The sequence below is a fragment of the Citrobacter sp. R-1.5.2 genome (genome assembly GCF_035064245.1).
In the GTDB taxonomy this organism is placed as follows: Bacteria; Pseudomonadota; Gammaproteobacteria; order Enterobacterales; family Enterobacteriaceae; genus Citrobacter.
The window spans coordinates 40,615-62,966 of the sequence record NZ_JASEYC010000016.1; the positions used below are offsets into that span (position 1 = coordinate 40,615).

Genomic DNA, 22,352 nt, shown 5'->3' on the forward strand with positions numbered 1-22,352 from the left:
TTACCAGCCTTTGAGCTCGATATCAAAACCATTTTCAGCATTGTCTTCCTGTTGCGAAACTGATTTCTCAGGTTCAGCTACAGAATCAGTGTTTGAAAACGTGCTGTTTTTTATATCGTTCTCTACGACAGGTTCAACCTGAAACACATTTGTTGAATCTAAAATAGCTTCAATACCTGTGTTCTGTAGCGCGTTCGGTTCTGTTTGTGAGCTTTGATTAAATGATCTGGTAATAGATTCCAACCAGTCAGTAACCTTTTGCTCTCCTGAAATAATACGCTTTAACATTGAAGCATCACTCATGAAATAAAACCACTGCTGTAACACCGCAACGTCGCGAGGTTCAGAAATGGCACCTTTAGGTAAATTATTCATTATGTGTTTTATAGCTTCTGCAAGTACTGCCGCCTCTTTATGTATAAACATGAAGCTAATGATCTTATTTTGCATTTGCTTCAGTCGGTCAATAGTACTTGAGCGCAAATTATTATTTTTACTAATTTTTTCATAAACCCTCATTGCTTCTTCTGCCAGATCTGTTATCAATTGTTCCTGATAGTAGTCCTGGGTTTCATCACCTTCAACGCTAATAGGCGTAAAAGGAATAAAGTGAGCAATATTAAATCTAAAGGATTTTATGAAATCATCTTTAGTTAATTTCAACTGATCAATCAAAGAAGACATTCTTGGGCTTCTATTTTTTTCAGCCTCAATATGCATCTCATAATTGTCTACAACGTTTTGAATACCTGCCTGAAACTCTCGTTCAATCTCTTGGGCCCCTTCCAGAAACTCTTCCATACTGGAAACTGGTAAAATCCACATATTGCTATAGCGGATGCACAAGCGTGAGCAAAGGGTTGATATTCTGCTGGTAATCGTACTTTTGAAGCTAAGGGCTTTTATGTCAATCCAACGTACTTCGCTTTTAGATACGCTTTTTTGATCCGTAATATCATCTCCATCATAAGACAAATCGATTTTATCGGTTCGACGCGATCCTTGACAGCCACTTATTTCAATTTTTGTTATAACTGCACCTTCCAGTAAATCTGGATATGATTTTGCAAAATTCTCAGAGATTTGTTTTGCAGATACTTTGTTAAGCATTGAAGTATTTAAAGTCATGGGTTTCTCCAAAAAAAAGGGGAAACCCTCCCCAACGGGAAAGATTTCCCGATAGGGTTGATATTAAAGCTTCTCTGGTGCAATTAAAAGAATACCGGGAAACTCAGCGGCAACATCATCATTGCCCATTGCTCCCTGATACATATAACCTTTTAATTCCATTTCTTTAATTAGACCTTCCATATTTATTTTACCATCATGATAAAACAATAAAGAATAGTCGTTATTCAGTTGCATAAGTCCAGTAAAATTAGTTCCGTTTTTTGCTATAGCAATGGTAGCAGCACCATCCGTACTTAAAAACGCACTAAATTCAAGATGGGATAACTCTGAGATACAAATATCAGAGGTTTCATAACAAATCCCATCTAACTCGACTTTTTTGCTGTGAAATACTCCAGCGATTTATCCTTGTCTTCGCCAAGAGAAAGATCTATAGCTTGAAGAACAAGATCGACCACATGTAAAGGTAAAGCAGAAGCAAAAGCTATTTTGAAAGTGTCAAGAAGACTAAAGGTTTTTAACGTCATCGACGTGCCAACCCAAGCTACTAATTGACGAATATCCATCACACTGTCTTCTGTACCAGAGTCATTTACTGCAATCGCTACTCTTACGAACTTCTCAATGACCTGAAAAGGCAAAGAGCTATATCGTTTAGTAAGCACATTGGTTAAAGCAACTTTGTCGGGCTTCTCCATTTCAACTATCAAGAACCGCTTTATAAAAGCTGCATCTTGACGTTGAGAAGAAACGAACCGGCGAGCGCCTCCACTCATGTTTGTGTTTGCAGTACCAATAAATCGCGTGTAGCCATTAGCAGTTATAACCTCACCACCATTAGCACTGAGTGACCAGGGCTTACGTTCAATGGGCATGTGAAGTTTTGCTGCCGTATCAGGATCGATTTTGTCCACTTCATCCAGAAGAATGAGGTGACCATTACGAAATCCCGTTACCAAATCGCTGTGTACAAAACCTGTATTACCACCATTAAGACTGCGCTCACCTTCAAGCTCATCAACTCGAATATTGCTGTTGATCTGCTTAATTGTCAGCGGCCAATTCATCATGTGGCTAATGTACATTACCATTTCAGTCTTGCCAGAACCGGACTCACCTTTAAGACACACACTTAAATCTATATCCGGACTGATAAGCAGTTTAACCACTTGTTCAAGTATTCGGGGATTTGGTATGTAGTCTTTGTTCAGCGGAGCTCGATACGAGGTTTTAGTTTTGAAAACAGGCACAGCCATCTTTGGATCCATTTCTGGAATACCAAAAAGGTCCTTTGCTAGAACTAAAAGATACTCACCTTTATCCACATAATGTTTTAACTTTATAACATCCGGGGAAAGAAGAGCTTCTAATTTTTCATAAGCATCAGAAGATGTTTCATTTAACTTCATAGCGGCATTAGACATTTTTAACTCCGGTAAAATGCAAACACCGCCCTCTGGCAGATGTTTGCCAGTGGCATTTTATTTGAGATTCATTTGGCAAATAGTTGCCATCAGTTTCCTGATTTGAGGCACATTATAACCAAGATGATTTCCCACTATTTCAAAAGCTTCAGACATGATCCATTCAAAATGATTTTCGAATATTGGATTTATTTCTAACTTGCCAAAAGCGTTTCGTTTAGTTAACAGATCACATGAAACAAGCTCGTCAAACAACTCTAATGTGGATTTAAAAGCTTTTATGTAAACATCCATAATTTCCCTGTCAGTCCATTTAACAGCCAGTTTTTTTTCTGACATTAAATAATCCTGATCAAAGAAGATGTCCCAGCCCATATCGTCATTGCAATCATGCAAAATGATTTCATCATCATTCCTGCATTCAGCTAATTTCGTGTTTTCACTAATCGAACGATGCGAATGATAATAGAGCCATGATTTTAATTCCGCTCTAAATTCACATGCATCAAGTCCATGAGATAAACAAGTGTATTCAAATGATTTTGACATATACCACCGTGTTTCAGCTTCTAAAAGTGGATTCACTGTGATATTACCATTGTCATCTTTGAAGAATAACTTTCTCCTCAACACTAGTTCTTTAATGATTTCCAAAGACTCTTCCATAGCGGATAGAAAAACAACATACACATCCTCAGGGGTCCATTCTATTACCAGACCACCCAAATCTGGGTTATATTCTTCAACCGAATATAGATAATCTGTTTCTGCTGCAAAATTAATTGTATGCAAAATCTGATTTTTAAGTAATTTGGATTTTTCATAAAGGTGATTTTCACGCCTTTCAGAATCATAATTTATCTCAGAAATGTTACTTTCATCTGATTTAAAGTTTAATCCGGACGTGTATGCATCATTTAAATGCTCTTTGGGTGAATCAACTATTTGCGTTATTTCATCTTCATCTATATCGAATATAGAAAAAAAACTAAGTTGATTACTACTTATTGCAGTAGCCCTAAATTTTTGTTTCATGGGGACTCCAAAAGGAGAAATCCCATGAAGGGATTTCTCCCCTTTAGGGTGGGTTTAATGTCAGATCTGATTAAAGCTACTTTGTCCAAAACCTTTTAGAGGTTTAGGTATGTGAGCCAACTTACTTGTTGCTACCACTCTCATGTAGTCAAGAGGATGTTCTCTCCCTTCAATCATAATAGTATCGACAACAATATAACCGGAGACCATCAACTCATCACCCTGATTTATACCAGTGAAACAGGTTGAATACATTTCAGGCGACACCTTGATTTGAACTGAAAATTCTCTCTCAGTGATTTCACCATCAACTTCTGTCTTCATCCTATTTTTGAGCTTTATTAACAAACCTATACTCTGGTCAGTCATTTTTTTCTCCACAGCACTGATAACTATCCCGGACACTTTTACTTCATTGATATATTCAAGATATGACATTTTCCGCTCCTCGATTTGTTCAAAGAGAAGCCCCGTTAGGGTTCCCCCTTAACAGGATTAAATAAATTTATTAGTTACATACATGAACGTGCAGACTACCAAACAGGCAATTCCGGCAATATGTAACCAATTTCTTGTTGGTTTAGTTGGTGCAATCGCTAAAGAGTTCTCCAACTTCTCTGTTACAAGACGTCGATTCTCTGCTTTAGCCGCATCATCTAAATATTGAGTTTCACGCTTAGCGAGAGTCTCAATTTTCGATTTTATTGCATGGTCCCATCCTTTAGTTTCAAAAACGCTTAACTCACTAAAGGTGTGCGTCATGAGATCTTCTGGGAAACCCAGTTTTTTCATTAACGGACGAATGGTATCATACATTTTTTCTACATTTTCGTAGTGGGCCTTTACTGCGACATCAAAACGCTTACGTAAAGTTAATTTTTCACGTTTGCAAATGATGTCCGAAACCCAATTTATTAACTGCTCATTTTTGAGTTCACTGGCTTTTTCAAGTGAGTAATCCAGATTATCCACGTCAAGAAATGAATTTAATCCGTATTTTTCAAACTCCTCAACAAGATATTTATCCAGTTCAGTTAAGCTTTTAAAAAGTGGTACATCTGGGGAAGCTTTAAGAAGCTTATAAGCTCCTTCGAAATCAATTTTCTTGACCACGAGCTCCACAACATCCACATGATAATAGCTTGAATAAGCAGAAAGCTTTTCGGCCAACAAAGACACAGGCTTAAGAGACTTAAGTTCAATGATATTTGGGCCGTCCTCATTCAAAATAACAATCAGTTCATTATCACGTTCTGTATATTTCATCAGAACTTCTAAGAGCTGTTTGTTTAGCGCCTTATCCATCTCTGGAATAATTTCACTAAAGGTTTGATGAAGGGCTTTACTGCGAGCTTTATTTTTAGACATTTGGGGTCACCTATATATAGTAAGAAGGAAGAAACAAATTTTTGTTTCAACACGAAGGCAAAGCCTGTCATTCATCTCCCGTAAGCTATGAACCGCCTGATTTATACTATCTGGCATTAGAAGTACGCAACAAAAATAGCCCCAGGAGGAGCTAAATTAGTTACGGTTTGGTAAATTCAGATTGCCTTTTGCAGGCATGGGAAGTGCACCAGCGACAAAGGTGACATTTTGCCGGTGGTGTCTTACAGCTTGTTTAAGCTGGCCGCTTTTCACGGCTAAATCAACGCTTAACGCGAAAGTAACTTTAAGCAAAGTTACTCAAATTTGGGAGCTGATATTTAAGCTCATTGTTTTTATACTATAGCTTTAAGCATAAGTAAATGCCCATATCGAATTATTCTGTATAAAGTGGAGAAATTCGAATATTAGCTGCTTCTTTTATCTTTTCTTCACTGCATTCTCTTAAAAAGAAAGAAGGATCACCATACCACATTACAAAAAGTTGCTTTTCTGCACGCGTAAATCCAACATAAAGCAAACGTCTTTCTTCTTCTATTGCCTCCTCCCCAACTGATCTTTTACTTGGTATCTGATCCGCATTACAACTCATTATTATTACTTTATTCCACTCAAGACCCTTTGAACCATGCAAGGTTGATAGGACTACTTTCTCTGGGCTGTATTCCTCGTCCTTCTTCCTAGGGCCTAATGACATTGCAGCAGCACGATTTATCATATTCATCCAACCAGTCTTTTCTGCCCACTGTTTACAAGTGTCTAAAGCAATTTTTGTTAAGGTTGCTGTACCTTTATTACTCCTCATCTTGATTGACGACGATTCCATCCATTTCGTAAGGTTGGCGAAACGTTTTGCTATCTCAACTTTATCAGAACTTTCCTGGGTAAAGCGCACGAAGTTTGAATGTAATGTTTTTGTTTCGAGAGAACTGTCCTCCGGGATGGCAAGGTCGCCAAAAGTAACTTTTCTTCCTCTCATACTCAATGCCACTTCATCCAAAACTGATTCCTGTTCTCCAAACAATGCCAATACTCTCTTCATTAAGCGAGGATCATTTGATTGTCGGAAAAAGGCCATAAGGCTTAACACATCGCTTGTTTCTTTTTCATCCCAGAATGATTTACCTCCGTAACGAATTACTGGCTGTTCGATCAAACTTTCTAGCTCATCCAAGTGAGCATTATTGCGGCTTAGAATTGCCCATCCATGTGGATCCTGATTTATAAGGCTTAAAATACCCTGTATCTGTTCCTCCATATCTACATATGAACGAAAAGTGACCTTTCCCCCTCCCTTTTTTGCCGAGCGTAACTCTTTGGCATAACGGTAAACATTCTTTCCTATCAGTGCTCCGGCCACCTCTAAAATTTCAGGTTCACACCTAAAGCATGTGTTTAAGTAAAATATGTTAGGTCTGAAGTGTTTTTCAAACTGTTGAAATATTTTGACTCCTCCTGAGGATCTGAAGGAGTAGATGGCCTGATCATCGTCTCCAACTATACTCGTATAGACTCCAGCTCTTGTATGCAATGCTATCCATGAGAATTGTATAGAGTCAGTATCCTGAACTTCGTCTACTATCAAATGTGTCAAATCTAACGTGCGCATTTTTCCCGAATGCATTTGACCGACAACAAATTTTGAAAGAGCATTGAGGTCCGCCACATGGTCTTTCTGGCATAACGCCTGATAGGTATTAAACAAATGGATCTGTTGTCTGTTATGCCGAACTGAAATCACATCCGTATCCATTTCTCTGCCGATAGCATCAATAACGAATTCAGCTTCAGCAAACTTCATCGTTACACCGGATTCTTTCAAAGCCCGGTGAATGACAGATCTCTGTGCTGGCCCTATCAACATCTTTCCCGGCCAGCGAATCATGTCCAGTTGCTTCTTAACGAGTCCGTGAAAAGTATCCACCAGCACCCGGTCAAGATCCTTCTTGCTCAATCGCTTTTGTAACTTTGCTGCAAGTGCGTTTGTTGCAGCGCGAGTAAAGGTCACCATCCCGATTCTTGCATATGGATACTTTTTGAGAATCGATATAACCGCTTCTATCATGGTGAACGATTTGCCTGATCCAGGCGCTGCTATCACCATATTGTTTGCGCTAGCATTCTCGATAACAGGTCTTTGCTCTTCTGTTGGCTTACCCATTTCAACCTCATTACTTCGTTTTAATAATTATACATTTTTATAAAAGCGCTTTTCTTGTGTACTGCTGGTTCTACTGGAAATCACTTTTTTTCCTTTTTTATGCAATCAGGTTGTTTGTGAAACGCGTGACTATGGAATAATGGTTCCATCTCCAAAAGACATTACAAAAAGGGCTTTAAATGAAACTTTTACGTTTAGTATCTCTGGTCTCTTCTGTCGTCATTGGTTTTTCCCTATCGGGTTGTGCCGGTGACACCGGCACTACGCCAGGCACCGCTCTGAATGCGTACAGTCACGGCCAGTACTGGCATGCTAATGCAAATGATTCTGTCGCCAAGAATGCCTATTCGTTTGCTGGTTTCGACGTTAATTTTAAGGAGCAAGAGGTTACTCCTGGAGGGGATGCCGACAACTTTCTTTCTAAGTATCTCATCAATAGTTCGATGGGCTACGTAACAGGCGGTCTAAAAGGTTTTGGGATCATGAGCCTCAGCTCTTTGTACAGTTCTTCTGACGCCGAATACATCCAGGTCAATCAATACCTAGTGTTCGTCCCCAATCCAAAAAAATTGCCTTACAATGATGAAAGTTTGGTACGTGAGGGAGCTAAGTATGTTTTTGAGCATACAAAAGCAACTCAGGCCTCATTTGGATACAACCCTGAAAAACAGAAAGCAGCTCTGGCCACATGTAAAATTGATATGGCAGTCGTCAATAAATGGAGTACCTGTGATCTGCCCTCTAAGCCTGATGCTGATGTTTTCCCTACAGATTCAATGTACAGCTTTCAGGCGATTCGCCCCGCAACAGGAACCGAAATTCCTGAGCTAAACCTTCCCGCTGGTGATTACGCTGTAATTCGTTATGTGTTCATCCCATTTAAAGGAAACGAAACAAGCGCTGATTTTTCGGGTATCATTTTCCGTTCTGATAGCCCAAATACAACAACTCCAGGGGGTGTTGCAGCCTCCATCAACGGAAAAGATTATTACCTCTTTACCGGTGAATACGGTAAAAAAGGCTTCCCAGAAAAAACATTGAAAGCCAAGTAATTAAAAAAGGGGCCTAACGGCCCCTTCTTCAATATTTCGGCAACTGCTTGCCCGTAACCGGATCCAGCGTAGTTGAACCTACCTCACATATGGCCGGTCGAGGTAAATAGCTACAATCTACATTTTCCTCTTTTATAGCCTGAGCATTTTCTTGTCTGGCCTTTATCATATTTTCTTCACCGCCCATTGCTTCCTTGGTACGTTCTGATGGAAGTTGATAGTTCTCATTCTGGAATGGTAAGTTTTCCACAATTGATTCTTCGGAGAATTTTGAATATTGATCAGGAACTTCTCCTACCTGAACTGCATCATTAATCCACTCCGTCAGATCAATTTTATCGAAATCCAGTTGCTGTATTTGCTTTATTGATAGCCCCACGCAATTAGAGGCGACAGGGTCTATTCCTAATTGCGGATAAGCTTGTTGCATAATAACGCGTGACAACATGGAATTATAACAGCACATGTCTGTTGCTTTTTTAACGCATTTCTTTGTGAAACCAACATTCAGATATTTGACGCATCGTTCCGTATCTAATGTAAAACAGGATTTTTGATTCTTATGAATAGAAGCTTCCATCTCTTTCTGGTCGCATGCTACCAACATTTCTAAAAGCATTTTAGTGACCTGATAGGCTGTATAAATCCAACCGATCACGTTTAATGCAAGCATAAAGTTTTGAACCGCAGCCGAGAAGACAACCTCTCCTCCGGTAGTAGCAACGTTCTTAAAGACAAAGTCACGAACTGTATCTGGTAGCAATTCGTAGGCTTTCTTCATTGCCATCTGCTTAAGCTGACCTATACCGAAGCTGGACATTGTTTCCTGTGCCAACTGGCCAGCACCTCCTGCCCCTCCAGAAGTTGCGGAAGACCCAACTGCCCTGCTTAGATTACCAGCGACGTTTTCATATACGCTCGTTAAGGAGCTCGTGACGTTGTTCCACATTTGCCCTACTGTTTTACCAGCTGATGCAGTCCACTCTCCGACCGCATTAGACATAGAAGCCCATGTACCTGTATCACCGCCGGTCCATTTTATTAGCTGAGCATTAACTCTGGTCCAGTTTGTGTTTCTGATCATAGATCCGGCAAGCATGATACCTTCAAGTGCTCCTGCGGTTCCCTGTGGTGCTTCGCAGCAGTCCGTCTTTGCCAGGCCATTTACAAAGCCTACTGAACGACCACACCATTCAGGTTTTCCTTCAAAGACGGAACATGAATTGGCATCGTTAGGGTCTTCGCATTTGGCTTCGCCCTGCATGTACTGAACCATGTTTGAATAAGCCGCAACTTTTCCAAAATCGTTGTTCTCTTCCTTTGGCCCAGTTTCGCATGTTCCACCTGAACATGGGATCATGCCAACACAGGCATTTGTAGAAGATTCAACCTCCCGAACTACATCCTTCCCTCTGTCACAGGTGTATTTCTGTTCATACATGTAGCAACTGTTAGTGCCCTCATCGAACCAACCCTCTGCACATGTTTGTTTATCGAGTACACATGCTGCATCATTTTTATAAGCACTACATGCATCAGGCATACTCTTTATTTCTTCATAGTTGTAACAGAGGTCCTTTCCATTAGCGTCTTTCATAATTTTTCCACTAGCGTCATAAGAGCAAATTTTGTCTTTGGCCAATGGATCACAAAAGTAGCCTTCAAGGTTTGTCTTCCAGGTAAGAAATCCTTTATCACCTTCATACAGAGGCTTTGCCAATGAAAGCACGCTTTCCGGAAGCCGTTTTGTGCCAACATCCATATCTTTAAACCGATCGAAACGGCAGAATGTATTCGGAGCTTGTACAGCATCGTAACAACCAGCTGGTTCCTGGACGTGCTTATCTTCGAGCTTCATATTTTCAAAAGTCAGCTCAACCTCAAAATACCCTTCACCCTTCCCACCAACCCATACTCTGGATGCCATTGTCACTTCTCGATCAGGCTCCTCATACACCGATTTTCTGACCTTATCAGTCACATCGTAAACCTTGTCGAGTTTCCACGATTTTTTTAACTCCCAAGATCCCTTAGGAGCCGGATAGTCACTTTCTCGATATGCACCATCTATGTGAGCAAAAATCTGCGTGCCATCAAGTGTTACCCGCATGTGGTCATCCCACTCCGCGTTAACAATCTTTGCTGAGGCCAATTTTGCATCCGGATGGAATTTTAATGTCAGTTCGTTATCATATACCCCGTCACTCCAGTAGTTGTCATCACGGCGACCAAACCATATACGCACACAATTATCGCCGCACATCGACATGTCTCCGTTTCCGCCTGAAATGTAAACAGGGACTGAAAAATCACGGGTTATCGTGCAGCTGCTGAAGTTATCTTGCTTAGGCGAGTTACAGTAGAACTCTTTGTAATCAGGATAGTGTGTGGTTACTGTTTTTTTAGAGGTCTCAACATTACAGTTCTGAAGCCAGTTTCCAGTACCAGCAACAGCATTTGTTATCTCATTTCTCCCCGCAGTAAACATGGGATCGTTAGGCTTTATAGATGATGCCGGGTTGTCCTTGTTAGCATTTACGAGGGTGCGGTAGGCAACGCCATCATAACTTTGAGCATCAAATAACTGGCTTTTCCGATTCTTTATATCGTTTACAAAGCCATCCTCATCCCCATAACGATCTGCGGCATTGAACTTAATATCGCTGTGCTTTTGCTCTGAGCTGAAAATCTCTCCGGTATTTGTTTTGGTTCCAGGAGTAGTATTGGGATTACTGCTTATACCAATGTTGCCATTAGCATCCCGAGAGAGCAGCTTTGCCCCTTCCTTGGTATAGTTTGAATTGATTGTCCCTCCAGACATACTCGGCAGTTGTACGGCGCTACCAATGGACTTTCCATCGGATGCGGCATTTTTCATGACACTTTCATTTGAGTTCCCTGCCCCATACTTTCCGAGATTAAGATTAGCGGATTCGGCTTTACCCACGTATTTCTCGGTGATCTTCCCACTGACATTCTCGCCTGAATCCGCATTCTTGTACTTCTCAACAATGTCCTGAGCACTGGTTGTCGCATTGCGATTTGCGTTAGGATTAGCAAGATTAAAGTTACTTTCGAGCTGGTCAAATATAGCGTCTGCCGCATAAATACGAGGAGTCATTACCATATTTATGAGAGAGATATAAAAAGCCCAACTCATAGTATTGGCAATCATTGATGCAATAATAGTTGAAGCTATCGTTTTTCTAAGTTTCATTATTTTTACCCTTAGAAATCAAGCGCCTGGTATATATCTGACGCAACAGTCATTGTAACGCCACAACATATAGACATAATTATCATTGCCTATTTTTTTGCGCCCACCTTTAAGGGTTGACCAGTCATGTACCGAATCACCAAGACGATGACAGCAATCCGGCCCTTTCGCCTCAGGAGTTGGGAAAAGCATTGAAAGCCGATACTGGGAACGAGGTGTAAAGTATTCCCACGTTTTCTCACACATTGCGTCTGCTCCCATCGTTCGCATCAGCATTCCCTGGCGATGTAGTTTAGTCAGAAGACGCTGGGTTATCAGTGAACTCGTCCTTACAGCGTCATCATTTGCGTAAATGTGGCCGGTTAATGGATAAAGGTTGCCATCGCATCCGGCACAAAAGTATGCAGCGAGATTATCCTTTCCTGCTGTTACTGCTACACAGTCAGCAGCGCACACCATTGAGGCAATTGGGTTTGCAAAAACTACTGCCTCTGGATTCAGGACGAGTGTAAGCAGATCACTTTCCCACATAGGGTCCACTTCGCTTATATAGGTCAGGCTGGCATCTATATAGGGTTCAGCAGTGCACTCGCCAATAATCAGTAATTTGAGCATTGTCATGATTGGGAACTCCCAAAGATGAACATCGTAAAATCCGGCTTCAGTTGCTGTCATTGGCTGATTTGTGTTGCTTTTACCAATATCAAACTGCGATTTTTGAAGCATCGTGCCTTCAAGAAAGGGGCTGCACCAGGGGCTCTTTACAACTTCAACAATCTTCACCGGCTGAAAGAAGCTCAATTGCCAACCTATTTCCGGTACGCCGTTCTGATCTGTGCAGTAGCAACCCGGACGTGAAGGAGCAGCGCCTTCTGGAGCTGCCCCTATGCCCATTATCCTCATGGGAAAAATGCAGCTCCAACAGATATTCTTAATCAAGCCCTGCCACACTCCAGCTGACTGACACATAGCCCCAGGGACTCCAGCATCTGCTGCCATAGCCATACCCGGTATAGAAAGCGAAAGCATAACTGCTACAATGAACTCTAAAAGTAACTTTTTGAATTTTTTCACCATCATGCTCACTTGGATGTAATAAATGTTGCAACACTTTCGATATAGTCGACGGCTTTGGTAAAATAACTTCTCATCTGGTCCGGATAATTTAGCGTCAGCCATGTTGCAAAGAGAGCGCCTATAATAAATCCGAGTTTCATCTTATTTTTCCTCTGAAAGATTTGGGGCTCCGATACCACGGACTTCTGCCTCGCTAAACAGGGTGATCCGGAATTTATCTTGGTCAGTAGTTATAAGCGCAGGTGTGTTTTTAATCTGAAAGCGTGAGATGATCTGTTCGTTAACTTTAAACACCTTACCGTTAAATTTTTCACGTAAATCATTTAGGTGATCCCATCCATTATCTTTTTGGATACGGGTAAACATTGGCATTACTTTTCCACTACCCAGACGTTGTCGATACTGCTGCTCAGCCCATACCAGCTGGCCCGGATTGAGTGGATCGAAAATTATCATCGTCAGGTTTTGAGGAAATCTCGAAAGTGGATTAATCAACTCACCGGCGGAAGCTATTACACGGCCCTGCTTATCTTTTACGTCCTGAGTGACCCTCACTGTAGGGTCAATTAAAAATTCTTTGTGTTCCTGGGCAGGAGGGAGGTCGACCATCCATTGATTTTTCCATGTGTCAGAAACGGCCCTTTTTTTTGCACCTTCCCAGTCATATTTTTGTGCACGTTCTTCCAGTTCTTTAATGATGCTCTTTTCTTCAACGGGATAAGTGGTACCAGCAACCGGGAAAATATCCTGATCGGGTTTTTTAGCAAGTTCTCGCTGAAAAAACTCAACGTTGAAGGAGCCTACCATTTTTGCAAAACGAGCTTGCTCCCTAGAAATAATTGTCGGTACTTGAGTTACTTGATACTGACTGAAGCTATCAGGATCAATTGTAATCAAAGGAGATTCAAATTTTCCTTTGACAATCATTTGGTTTATTGCTGCCTGTGTCTCTGGTAGCCGAGTAGTTCCTTTCTTTAGACCATTGAAAACTACACGAGCTTTATGCTCTGAGGCCGTACGTAGAAGGTCTTCCAGTACATAATCCGGCAAGCTAAATGAAGCAAAGATCGTTATTCCATTTTCAGTTGATAGTGCTTCTTCACGTGTGCTATCCATTTTTCTTTCGAAGTCAGCAGCTGTGATGCCCGAGGAACCAAACAATTTTTCGATATTTTTAGATTGTCCTCGCATGACTTCCGGCTTATTTTCCACAGCTTTCAGAGCCGCTTCATTAAGGCTGGCGTTTTCTTGAATTTCATCACGTCTTCTAATTATATCGTTGACAGCTTCAGAGTTATTACTTTGGGCCCTGATAGCCTGGGTATGGTCTATAACTGCTTGAACACTATCCGCATTCATACCGGGGACGTAACCACGGTTTATTTGCTTGCTCAGGTCCTGGTTTTTTTGGAGTGCTTCAGCTTGCGCTATGTACTTCTGCACATCTGGTGATTTTAGCGTAGCATCAAGGCTAAGAGCCCCATCTGGCTGCTGTGCACCTTTAGCCTGTGCCCCAAGCCCTTTTGCTTGCTGAGCGATTAGGTCAGCATCATGTTGATACTCAGTGCTTGCATTTGTATTACTTAAAACTGCACATAACGCAAGTCCAGGAAGTATTGGTAAATATTTTTTATTTACATTAAAAGATCGCATATGTTTTCCCAATTACTGAATTCAGCTTTACTGTTCCCCAAAAACGGGAATCCCATGAGTGATCGGTTTGCCCAATTAGGAAAACTTCGCCTTCAGGAATTATCAATTCTTTTTCAATCAAAATGGACGGAATATTGTATTTCTTCGAAATACGACGTGCATTAGCTTCAAAAAATTTGTCCCCGTTATAAACCCCATCCATTGTTACTTTAAGTTTGTCACCGCCCACACCGGCAACAATTTTTATGACTCGTTCATTTTCTGGGATAAAACGTACCGATTTCGGCATGTTAAATGCTATGAGTTCACCAGTTTTAATACTTTTATCCGAATGATCAATCATATAAAAATCAGCAGGCAGGCACCCATTCAATAAACCGTATCCAAATGTATAACGGGTGAAAAAGACACACATAACGAGAATCAGCAATAAAATATTAAGGGGGACATACCAATCCAGTATAAGCAGCCCTCTCTTTTTAGGTATGTAGTCGCTCATATTTTTCTCACTGGCACTGAAGAATATTTTTACTAGGCAGATGCACCTCTATCCAAGTAACTATTATCCATGTTTTTCAACGCTCGGAAGTCTGCAAACTAACCTAATATTCACCTATAAGAATGTTAATTCCTCAGCATGTATACGCAGCTTTGTTAGCGGCCATGAAAGATGCCTTTGGAGCAAAGTTACTTTCCGACATTAATTTTTCAAAGGTCCAATTATTGGGTATAAAAAAGCCGGGACATAATGTCCCGGCTTTATATTTAAAAATTAACTACTCACTGCTTGGTATTGATACAGTGTTTTCAGACTTACTTGCCTCTTCAGCCGGTCCGAAAACTGTCACGTGCTGTGTTGCAAAGTCTCCACTATCATCATAAGCAATTACTTTTATGTCCTGCTTACCACGGTTAAGGTTTTTAGAAAGTGTAGCCGTACTACCGAAAACGTTCCTTAATTCGCCGTTGATGAACCATTCATATCTAACCATTTTTCCATCAGTATCATCACATTTATTGGTAAAGCTCCAGCTTAGGTTGGTTTCCGTGTAGCTCAATGTACAATTAGGCACTGCGTTTTTAACGACATCAAACTCAACAGATGCTGAACCTCTCTGTCCAAGTTTACTAACAACATCAATTGTAATCTCGTATTTCTTTTCTTTTAAACCCGAGATCAGTTGAGCCCAATAATTTTTGCCGCTGGGTATTACTTCACCGTTCACCTTGTATGTGACCGTATCTATCGAGTCCGCCGAATGAGATAGCTTGATGTTTGACCTTAAGGTTACATCGAGTGGAGCTCTCATATATTTGTTAGAGAACTTGGGTGTCATCTCAACGTTCATTGGCGTTTGTTCATCGACAACAAAGGTATTTTCGATACGCTGTTCATTGTTTCGGTTATCTTTGAAAACAACCATCAATGTATATTTGCCAGGATTTTCAATTGTAAATTCTTTGGTGTCACCTTCATCTTTAGTGATTACCAGATTCTCTTTGTCGTAGATCCATTCACGGGAATAAGTAACACCAGGATAGTCTCCATCCTTAATACCGCTCAACGCAACGCGTAGGGTGGTCGGTGCCATGTCGTATTTAAGTTTGGAGCTTATTTTCATCTCGGGAAATTTATAAACCCACGATTTGACAGAAACTCTACGGGTAGAAACCGTATTCTCCTTATTGTCCGCTAACCATGCACTGTATTCAAAAGCAGCATATCCCTGTTTATCCAACATTTGCTCAGTAAGGGTAACAGACAGTGAAGAGCCCTTAAATGTCTGGCCATCCGGTGTTTTCCATTCTTCAACTACGTTATTACCATTCTGGTACTTACTGTTAGGGTTCGTGAACTTACCTTCCAAAGTAACTTTTTGACCAACCTCTACCTTTGAAACCCCCGTTACCGAGACAGAAAGGCGCTTGGGTTTTGCGGCTGCCAACCGAGCAGACGTTTCCTTCCATGAAGACTCCTCTGCCAGTTCATCGGAATCAAGGTAACGCATCCGGGCATAAATCGTAGACGGTAGGGTATCAGCTGAAGCCACAGTGTAAGTTGTATCTCCCTGCACCCAGTTGACTTTATCCTCTGACCAGAGAACCTCAGCGGTGCCTGCTGGTATAGGTTCATCGTTATCAAGCAGGGTTACAGGTATATCTGAGCCCTGAAGAATGTCTGTAACATCTATACTGAGCTTAGGCTGCTTGTAGGTAACTACCGTTAAGGCATCTGTGTAGGAAATCTTGGATGTGAATTTATTAGTCATTTTTGCCCTATAAAGCCACTTTCCTACTTCTGTCTTTTTGATACTTACACTTCTCTTTCCGGTCATGTCGGAAAGCATGGTCCAGGTTTGACCATTATCAGAGGACTGCTGCCATTCGGTGGGGGCGAGTGCATCAGAGTTAGCCGTACTGGCAGATTTGAAGCTTACCAGAGTACTAAGTGGGATCCTTCCGATAATAAGGCTTTTCGACAGGTTACCCTCCAGTTCCTCACCTTTATAGATTCGAATGCCTACAGCACTGGTCTCACGTTTCATTTCAAAATCAGAGAATGGCGATCTGACCTTAGCCACACCAACCAGACGCATATTACCCAGATCCATATTTTCAATTTTAATCTTGGTTTCGACAATGCCCGCATCATTGACCGGCAATGCTTCAGTCAGCGCAGTTCTTTCGTATGTAGTTTTATAACGGCCTGTTTCTGGATCTTTGCCGTATACACTTTTTTGAGAGTATATCGTGACGTCCCATTCTCCCATTGTTTTACGGTCAAATGCACTTTTACGTGTGGAGTTGTTATAACGCCCCACTGTTACCTTTAAGGGCACTTCAAGAGATGTGGCTGTTTTTTTGTCATCCACTTCCATCGATGCTCGAATATTGAAATCAGGCACCGTATATACGTTGAGGGTGTCTGTAGTTCTTAATTCTGGATCCTTTGAGTATTCTACAGCTATGTCAAAGACGTTCTTTGTCCACAATGGTGCAGCAGCAACCTTGACCCTTTGTACAAAGGTCGTTGCATCGTTGTTTGAGGAACGATTTTTAAATGACGTTTTGACAGCCTCAGAGCCGTTTTGAGAGACGATCATCGTAACGTCAGCTGGTACCACCTTCGCTAATATTCGAGCGGCCTCCCCCCCGGTCGTATAAGCCAGAGCAGTGTTCGGATTGATGCCTGCTATGACTTTATTCTTTTTGTAAGAGATGATCGGGTTGTATGGTAATTGTGTGGTCAGAGTACGGCGATTCCTTGCGGAAACCGCTTTAGAGCCCTTCCCGTTAATCATATAGACTTGATAGTCGAGCAGATTCTCACCTGTTTTATTAAAGAATCCAGTTAGACCCGGGGTACGTCCTTTAAAATAGAACTCCAACCCATCAGGGACATTGTTCCACTGAGGGTAGCATGCTGTAACATCTGATTTTTCCCCATACCAGGCGAGGTAAGCATTCGCATTTTCCTCTGTGGTAAACAGAGTGCATTTATCACCAGCTGTTTGACTAAGCAGGTCCGTATACTGACGTACGCGCGAGTAAAGAGTTACGTTTTTTTCCAGATTCTTAAGAGTGAATCCAGTAGGTTGATAAGTGAACACGGTACTGAAATTTACGTTTTTTCCATAAAGGTTTTCAGCCACCACAGTAATCTCGTGATCCGAATTAACTGCTAAATCGTCTCCAACCGGCAGGTAGTAAATACCTTTATAATTTGTAGGTGTTAACGAAACTACTTTGTTGTCTATTGTTACTGATTTTATGTCAGCAACCCCAGCCTGCCCCTGGAAAGCTGCAACGATAATCTCGTTCAGGAAGTATACGGGTGCTCGTTTAGTTAATACCTGCCCATCTTTGAGAACCATAAGCGTTGGGTTATCAGACAGCATCAGTTTGCTTTCAGGCTCAGTGTACGTAGAAGAGTTTTTGCTCGTATTTTCTACTGTAAAAGTCGCTGCGTAGGACCCGTTTATAAGATCCGTTAAGTCAAAGATATAGAGGTACTCATCACCGACTTTTTGAGGTCCACTTACCGGCTGTAAAGTTCTACGTAAAGGGGTTGCCCAGGACTGTTTGAAATCAATCTCAGTGCCATCATCTAAAGTCACTTTAGTCGTCGGCTTAAACACGCCATCCGGAGTCATAGTGAGCGACATAGCTGTTGGGAGCCACCATTCACCTTCTGTTTCTTGCTGGGGTACCTTAACGGCCACAGCAACGGTTTTGGCTCCGGTATAGATGTCCTGGCCACCTACTTTGATTGTTTTAGCCTCATCGGTAAAATTCCAAAGTGTATGGTCTACTACAGGAGGCCGATAATCCCAGTTAACAACAAGCTTTTTGGATTCAGGAGGTGCGAAATAATTATTCTTAGAGTTTGCTGTAATTGTGATATCACGTGAACCCAAAAGTTCATCTGTATCACTGGCCTTAATGCTTCCAACTTCAATGGTACAGGAAGTTCCGCCAATAGGTACTTCACAGGCGGAGCCTGAACCTATTGAGATGTATTGAATATAATTGCGGGGTTCAACAGAAACAGCGATATCTTTGATCGCTTCATCCTTTAAATACGATTTGAAAGAAAAGCCGTCATAGACTAATCCGTTCAGGGATGATTTAAGACCGGTGATAGTTGGTTTTACCGGTGCCACACTTTTGATTGAATATTCACCTTTTACTATTTCAACTTTTTTCCGTTCAGAACCAGAGAAGTAAGAAATCTTGTAAGGTAGTTTTAAATCACCGGTGGTGTTGGGAACGCCTGAAAGAGTGAAGCCGTTAGAAGTTAATCCCAAGGTATTGGGTAACCACTCAAAAAAACAAACGAGGTTATCAACAGAGGAAGTCGCTCGATCATCAACCGTTACATTACAGGCTGTGCCTGCACCTGAGGCAGTGATAGTGTTAGAATTAACGTATGCAACAAAGTCGCCCGGCCCCGGGTCAAAGGATACGGCTGGCAAATCAGCCTGTAGCTTTCCTGAAATCATAATCGCTTCAGCATAGACCGCTTTAATCGGAGCAATTAAAGAAAACAACAGGGCTAAACCTAAACCTGATTTTCTCATGACGAATACCTGTTTTTCTGAGCAAAATTAAACTCACTTTACGATGAAAAACAGAAATATCCGTTCGTATAACATTTAAAAAAACCTGTATTTTTCCGTATATTCCGTATGTTAATGCGCTATTTTGAATTCTTGGCTTCAGATAAGCGAAGCGCGGTAATTATAGACTCGGAGCTTACCCAGGGCGTTTTTTGAGCAAGATATCCAAGTATGTAGAGGCCAATTTTAACGCAATCCATTTGTGAGACGGGGACCATGTGCATGAAGGGTTTTAAGCCATCTTTATCGACTGGAACTATCCCTGCGGATAACAACAAACCGCCCCTCTCGTTTGGGGTAACGCTTATATTTTTGTATACGACGTGGCCATGATGTGAGGTTTTCCTCTTATCAATCTTTAAAGTATGCATGATTCTAAGAAATACAGATGCCATCTGCATAACTTCATTCGTCGACAATTTTAGAAGTACAGAACGGTTTGAGCCCCAGTCATAATCTTTTTTTGCGTTCCTTGGAGCGACGTGCAATGTAAGATAATAATTATCAATCTCATTTGAAAAAGGTGAAGGTTTTGATGAGCTAACATCTTCATTGTTCATCTCAATGACAAGGGCTGCATCCTGACCAAATGCTTTAACATTATGGTTTTTAAGAGCGAAGTCTGAAGTTGCCATATAAAAAGTCACTTTTGATAAAACCACATACCGCCTAATGATTCATCATCGGCAAGATGCTTGAAATTTGATAGTGTAAATCCTGTTTTGGTTTCAGAAATCACCAGGCTGTAAGATGCCGTATGTACAAGGCGAGAATTGTTTAGATCAAGATCATCACAAAAACCAGGGCTTTTGACGGGGTCAGCCTTTTCAACAAAAGTTACTTTTGAAGCGATGCCGTTGATCACGATTTTCTCGTTATCAGCAATTTTAATGTTTAAAGAAGGCGAGCTTTTATCACATGGCAGGAAGAGTGATGTCTTTTTAAATGTGTTTCCAGTGAAGTCCAAAAGGTCAGGTTTAACCGGAACATTGTTTAGGATTTTATAAACTCCAGCAAATGCACATAACACAACAAAACCAGATAAAACATATCTAATCTTAGACTTCATCCCCCAGTTCCTCTCCTAAAAGTTTTAACGCGCTTACGCACATAAGCCTCAACTGATACAGTAAGTTATCAGCGGTTATTCCACCAACGAAGGTAACTGTACGTCGTATTGATGCTCCGCCAGGCTCGCACTGGATATGGCCAATACCAGAATCACGGAGGAAGTCATTTTCTGCACTTACAAGGTCTGACTCTACAGGTGGAATGATAACTTCAATGAGTATTGTATCAACTGGGGCCCACTCCCAATCGAACTTAAGAGAGGAAATTGGGGATATAGAAACAAGAAGCTCATCAATATTAAAAATTACGGGTTTTATTCCCATAACCTCAGACTGAATGAAGTGGCTTTCTACCATAACTACCGGAAACTCTGAAATAGTCAGAACTCCGATTAACTGGTCTCGGCGTAAACCATGTATTAGTGAGTTGCGAGATAGCATTCGATCAGCCTTTATTATAATAATCAATCATTTGGGACAAGGACAAAAGGGATTACAGAAACGAAGATTCTACATGAACATCGTTGTCAGTGACCTTAGGTCCATCGGGTATAAGGGTATCAAAAAATCCTTACATAACCATTAAACCACAAAGACTTTTTACGTAAAATAATAATTAAGTACCAGATTTATTAAGATAATTCTTAGGTTTTTTACAAATTTAGGAAAAATCCGCACTTCCTGTAACAGCATCCAAATTAACCTAAAATACCGTTTCATTAACAGTAATTTTACAGATTCAGCTGAAGCCTGAGTTTATTATAACAAAAAAAAGGCCAGCAAGTATGCTGGCTTTCCTGGTAAGACAAGTTGAACTCAGAAGTCGATTGTACTGTCTCTCACCTATCTTGCCAAAGTCGCTAGTCGCTTGTTTGCCTTAGCTTTAGATTTTATGCTTATGGAGGCGGTTTGATTTTCATCCGATACTTTTTCTAGCACTGGCACCACAGAGGAAATGGACTTTTCTTTTGAAATTTTGGATGCACCTGGGCTTTGTTGAATAAATCAGATTTCGGGTAAGTCTCCCCCGTAGCGGGTTGTGTTTTCAGGCAATACGCACGCTTTCAGGCATACCTGCTTTCGTCATTTTGTTCAGCGCTCGTACCAGGGCCATAGCCTCCGCAACCTGACCATCGTAGTCACGCAGCGTCAGTGAACCCCCGAACAGCTGTTTTACCCGGTACATCGCCGTTTCCGCTATCGAGCGACGGTTGTAATCTGTTGTCCATTTCCACCGCGCATTACTCCCGGTCATTCGCTGATTAGCCACTGCACGGTTACGGTCTGCATATTCACCGGGCCAGTAACCCGCACCTTTTCGGGGAGGGATAAGCGCGCTGATTTTCTTACGCCGCAGTTCATCGTGACATAGCCGGGTATCGTAAGCGCCATCGGCGGCGGCTGACCTGATTTTCCGGTGGGTTTGCCGGATTAACCCGGGGAAGGCCTCTGAGTCCGTAACATTGTTCAGCGACAGGTCAGCGCAGATGATTTCATGTGTTTTACTGTCAACGGCGAGATGCAGCTTACGCCAGATACGGCGGCGTTCCTGGCCATGCTTTTTGACTTTCCACTCGCCTTCACCGAAGACCTTCAGCCCGGTGGAATCAATTACCAGGTGTGCGATTTCACCCCGGGTGGACGTTTTGAAACTGACATTAACCGACTTTGCCCGCCTGCTGACACAGCTGTAATCCGGGCAGCGTAGCGGAACGTTCATCAGAGAAAAAATGGAATCAATAAAGCCCTGCGCAGCGCGCAGGGTCAGCCTGAATACGCGTTTAATGACCAGCACAGTCGTGATGGCAAGGTCAGAATAGCGCTGAGGTCTGCCTCGTGAAGAAGGTGTTGCTGACTCATACCAGGCCTGAATAGCTTCATCATCCAGCCAGAAAGTTATGGAGCCACGGTTGATGAGGGCTTTATTGTAGGTGGGCCAGTTGGTGATTTTGAACTTTTGCTTTGCCACGGAACGGTCTGCGTTGTCGGGAAGATGCGTGATCTGATCCTTCAACTCAGCAAAAGT

The 22,352-nt window shown here is 41.7% G+C and carries 17 protein-coding genes; 1 reads left to right on the forward strand and 16 read right to left on the reverse strand.

Annotated elements, in window-relative coordinates; genetic code table 11:
• From QMN38_RS21770 to trhI, 7 genes are all read right to left on the reverse strand, one after another.
• Nucleotides 1-1,128: a DUF3150 domain-containing protein gene (locus QMN38_RS21770; RefSeq protein ID WP_000174396.1), complete on the reverse strand. Its 1,128-nt coding sequence runs from the start codon at nucleotides 1,126-1,128 to the stop codon at nucleotides 1-3.
• A 63-nt stretch (nucleotides 1,129-1,191) separates the two neighbouring features.
• Nucleotides 1,192-1,365: a hypothetical protein gene (locus tag QMN38_RS21775; RefSeq protein WP_001176645.1), complete on the reverse strand. Its 174-nt coding sequence runs from the start codon at nucleotides 1,363-1,365 to the stop codon at nucleotides 1,192-1,194.
• Nucleotides 1,366-1,496: 131 nt separating this feature from the next.
• A complete protein-coding gene (locus QMN38_RS21780; protein WP_000063335.1) occupies nucleotides 1,497-2,555 on the reverse strand; it encodes an ATP-binding protein in 1,059 nt (352 codons plus the stop codon).
• Between the two features lie 57 nt (nucleotides 2,556-2,612).
• On the reverse strand, nucleotides 2,613-3,590 hold the full coding sequence (locus QMN38_RS21785) for a hypothetical protein (RefSeq protein ID WP_000810361.1): 978 nt from the start codon (nucleotides 3,588-3,590) through the stop codon (nucleotides 2,613-2,615).
• A gap of 60 nt (nucleotides 3,591-3,650) precedes the next feature.
• Nucleotides 3,651-4,028, reverse strand: coding sequence for a hypothetical protein (locus QMN38_RS21790; protein WP_000120822.1), 378 nt, complete (start codon nucleotides 4,026-4,028; stop codon nucleotides 3,651-3,653).
• A 57-nt stretch (nucleotides 4,029-4,085) separates the two neighbouring features.
• Nucleotides 4,086-4,958: a hypothetical protein gene (locus tag QMN38_RS21795; protein ID WP_000041927.1), complete on the reverse strand. Its 873-nt coding sequence runs from the start codon at nucleotides 4,956-4,958 to the stop codon at nucleotides 4,086-4,088.
• A 394-nt stretch (nucleotides 4,959-5,352) separates the two neighbouring features.
• On the reverse strand, nucleotides 5,353-7,137 hold the full coding sequence (trhI, locus tag QMN38_RS21800) for an IncHI-type conjugal transfer helicase TrhI (RefSeq protein WP_000517885.1): 1,785 nt from the start codon (nucleotides 7,135-7,137) through the stop codon (nucleotides 5,353-5,355).
• A gap of 179 nt (nucleotides 7,138-7,316) precedes the next feature.
• On the opposite strand from trhI, the gene QMN38_RS21805 reads away from it, so the two are divergent.
• Complete coding sequence (locus tag QMN38_RS21805; RefSeq protein WP_000771834.1) at nucleotides 7,317-8,189, forward strand: hypothetical protein; 873 nt, start codon at nucleotides 7,317-7,319, stop codon at nucleotides 8,187-8,189.
• Nucleotides 8,190-8,217: 28 nt separating this feature from the next.
• On the opposite strand, the gene trhN is transcribed toward QMN38_RS21805, so the two are convergent.
• The 9 genes from trhN to QMN38_RS21850 form a co-directional block, all read right to left on the reverse strand.
• Complete coding sequence (trhN, locus tag QMN38_RS21810) at nucleotides 8,218-11,406, reverse strand: IncHI-type conjugal transfer protein TrhN (protein WP_000776701.1); 3,189 nt, start codon at nucleotides 11,404-11,406, stop codon at nucleotides 8,218-8,220.
• Nucleotides 11,407-11,424: 18 nt separating this feature from the next.
• Nucleotides 11,425-12,480: an IncHI-type conjugal transfer protein TrhU gene (gene trhU, locus QMN38_RS21815; protein WP_181231580.1), complete on the reverse strand. Its 1,056-nt coding sequence runs from the start codon at nucleotides 12,478-12,480 to the stop codon at nucleotides 11,425-11,427.
• A 144-nt stretch (nucleotides 12,481-12,624) separates the two neighbouring features.
• Complete coding sequence (locus QMN38_RS21820) at nucleotides 12,625-14,136, reverse strand: TrbC family F-type conjugative pilus assembly protein (protein ID WP_001256132.1); 1,512 nt, start codon at nucleotides 14,134-14,136, stop codon at nucleotides 12,625-12,627.
• Nucleotides 14,123-14,635 carry an IncHI-type conjugal transfer protein TrhF gene (trhF, locus tag QMN38_RS21825; protein WP_001286760.1) on the reverse strand — a complete coding sequence of 171 codons (513 nt, stop codon included), beginning with the start codon at nucleotides 14,633-14,635 and terminating at the stop codon, nucleotides 14,123-14,125. The genes QMN38_RS21820 and trhF overlap by 14 nt, the downstream gene beginning before the upstream one ends.
• Before the next feature lie 277 nt (nucleotides 14,636-14,912).
• On the reverse strand, nucleotides 14,913-19,217 hold the full coding sequence (gene rsp, locus QMN38_RS21830; protein WP_001232109.1) for an IncHI-type conjugal transfer protein RSP: 4,305 nt from the start codon (nucleotides 19,215-19,217) through the stop codon (nucleotides 14,913-14,915).
• A gap of 119 nt (nucleotides 19,218-19,336) precedes the next feature.
• Complete coding sequence (locus QMN38_RS21835) at nucleotides 19,337-19,891, reverse strand: plasmid transfer protein (protein WP_000235773.1); 555 nt, start codon at nucleotides 19,889-19,891, stop codon at nucleotides 19,337-19,339.
• A gap of 8 nt (nucleotides 19,892-19,899) precedes the next feature.
• Nucleotides 19,900-20,325 carry a hypothetical protein gene (locus tag QMN38_RS21840; protein WP_000836981.1) on the reverse strand — a complete coding sequence of 142 codons (426 nt, stop codon included), beginning with the start codon at nucleotides 20,323-20,325 and terminating at the stop codon, nucleotides 19,900-19,902.
• Nucleotides 20,315-20,767 (reverse strand): H transfer determinant A, encoded by a 453-nt coding sequence (hdtA, locus tag QMN38_RS21845; protein ID WP_000952689.1) that lies wholly within the window; start codon nucleotides 20,765-20,767, stop codon nucleotides 20,315-20,317. Before hdtA ends, QMN38_RS21840 begins: the two co-directional genes overlap by 11 nt.
• 604 nt (nucleotides 20,768-21,371) lie before the next feature.
• The gene (locus tag QMN38_RS21850) at nucleotides 21,372-22,340 is read right to left on the reverse strand and encodes an IS5-like element IS903B family transposase (protein ID WP_031942297.1); all 969 of its coding nucleotides are present in this window, start codon (nucleotides 22,338-22,340) and stop codon (nucleotides 21,372-21,374) included.
• Nucleotides 22,341-22,352 lie beyond the last annotated feature (12 nt).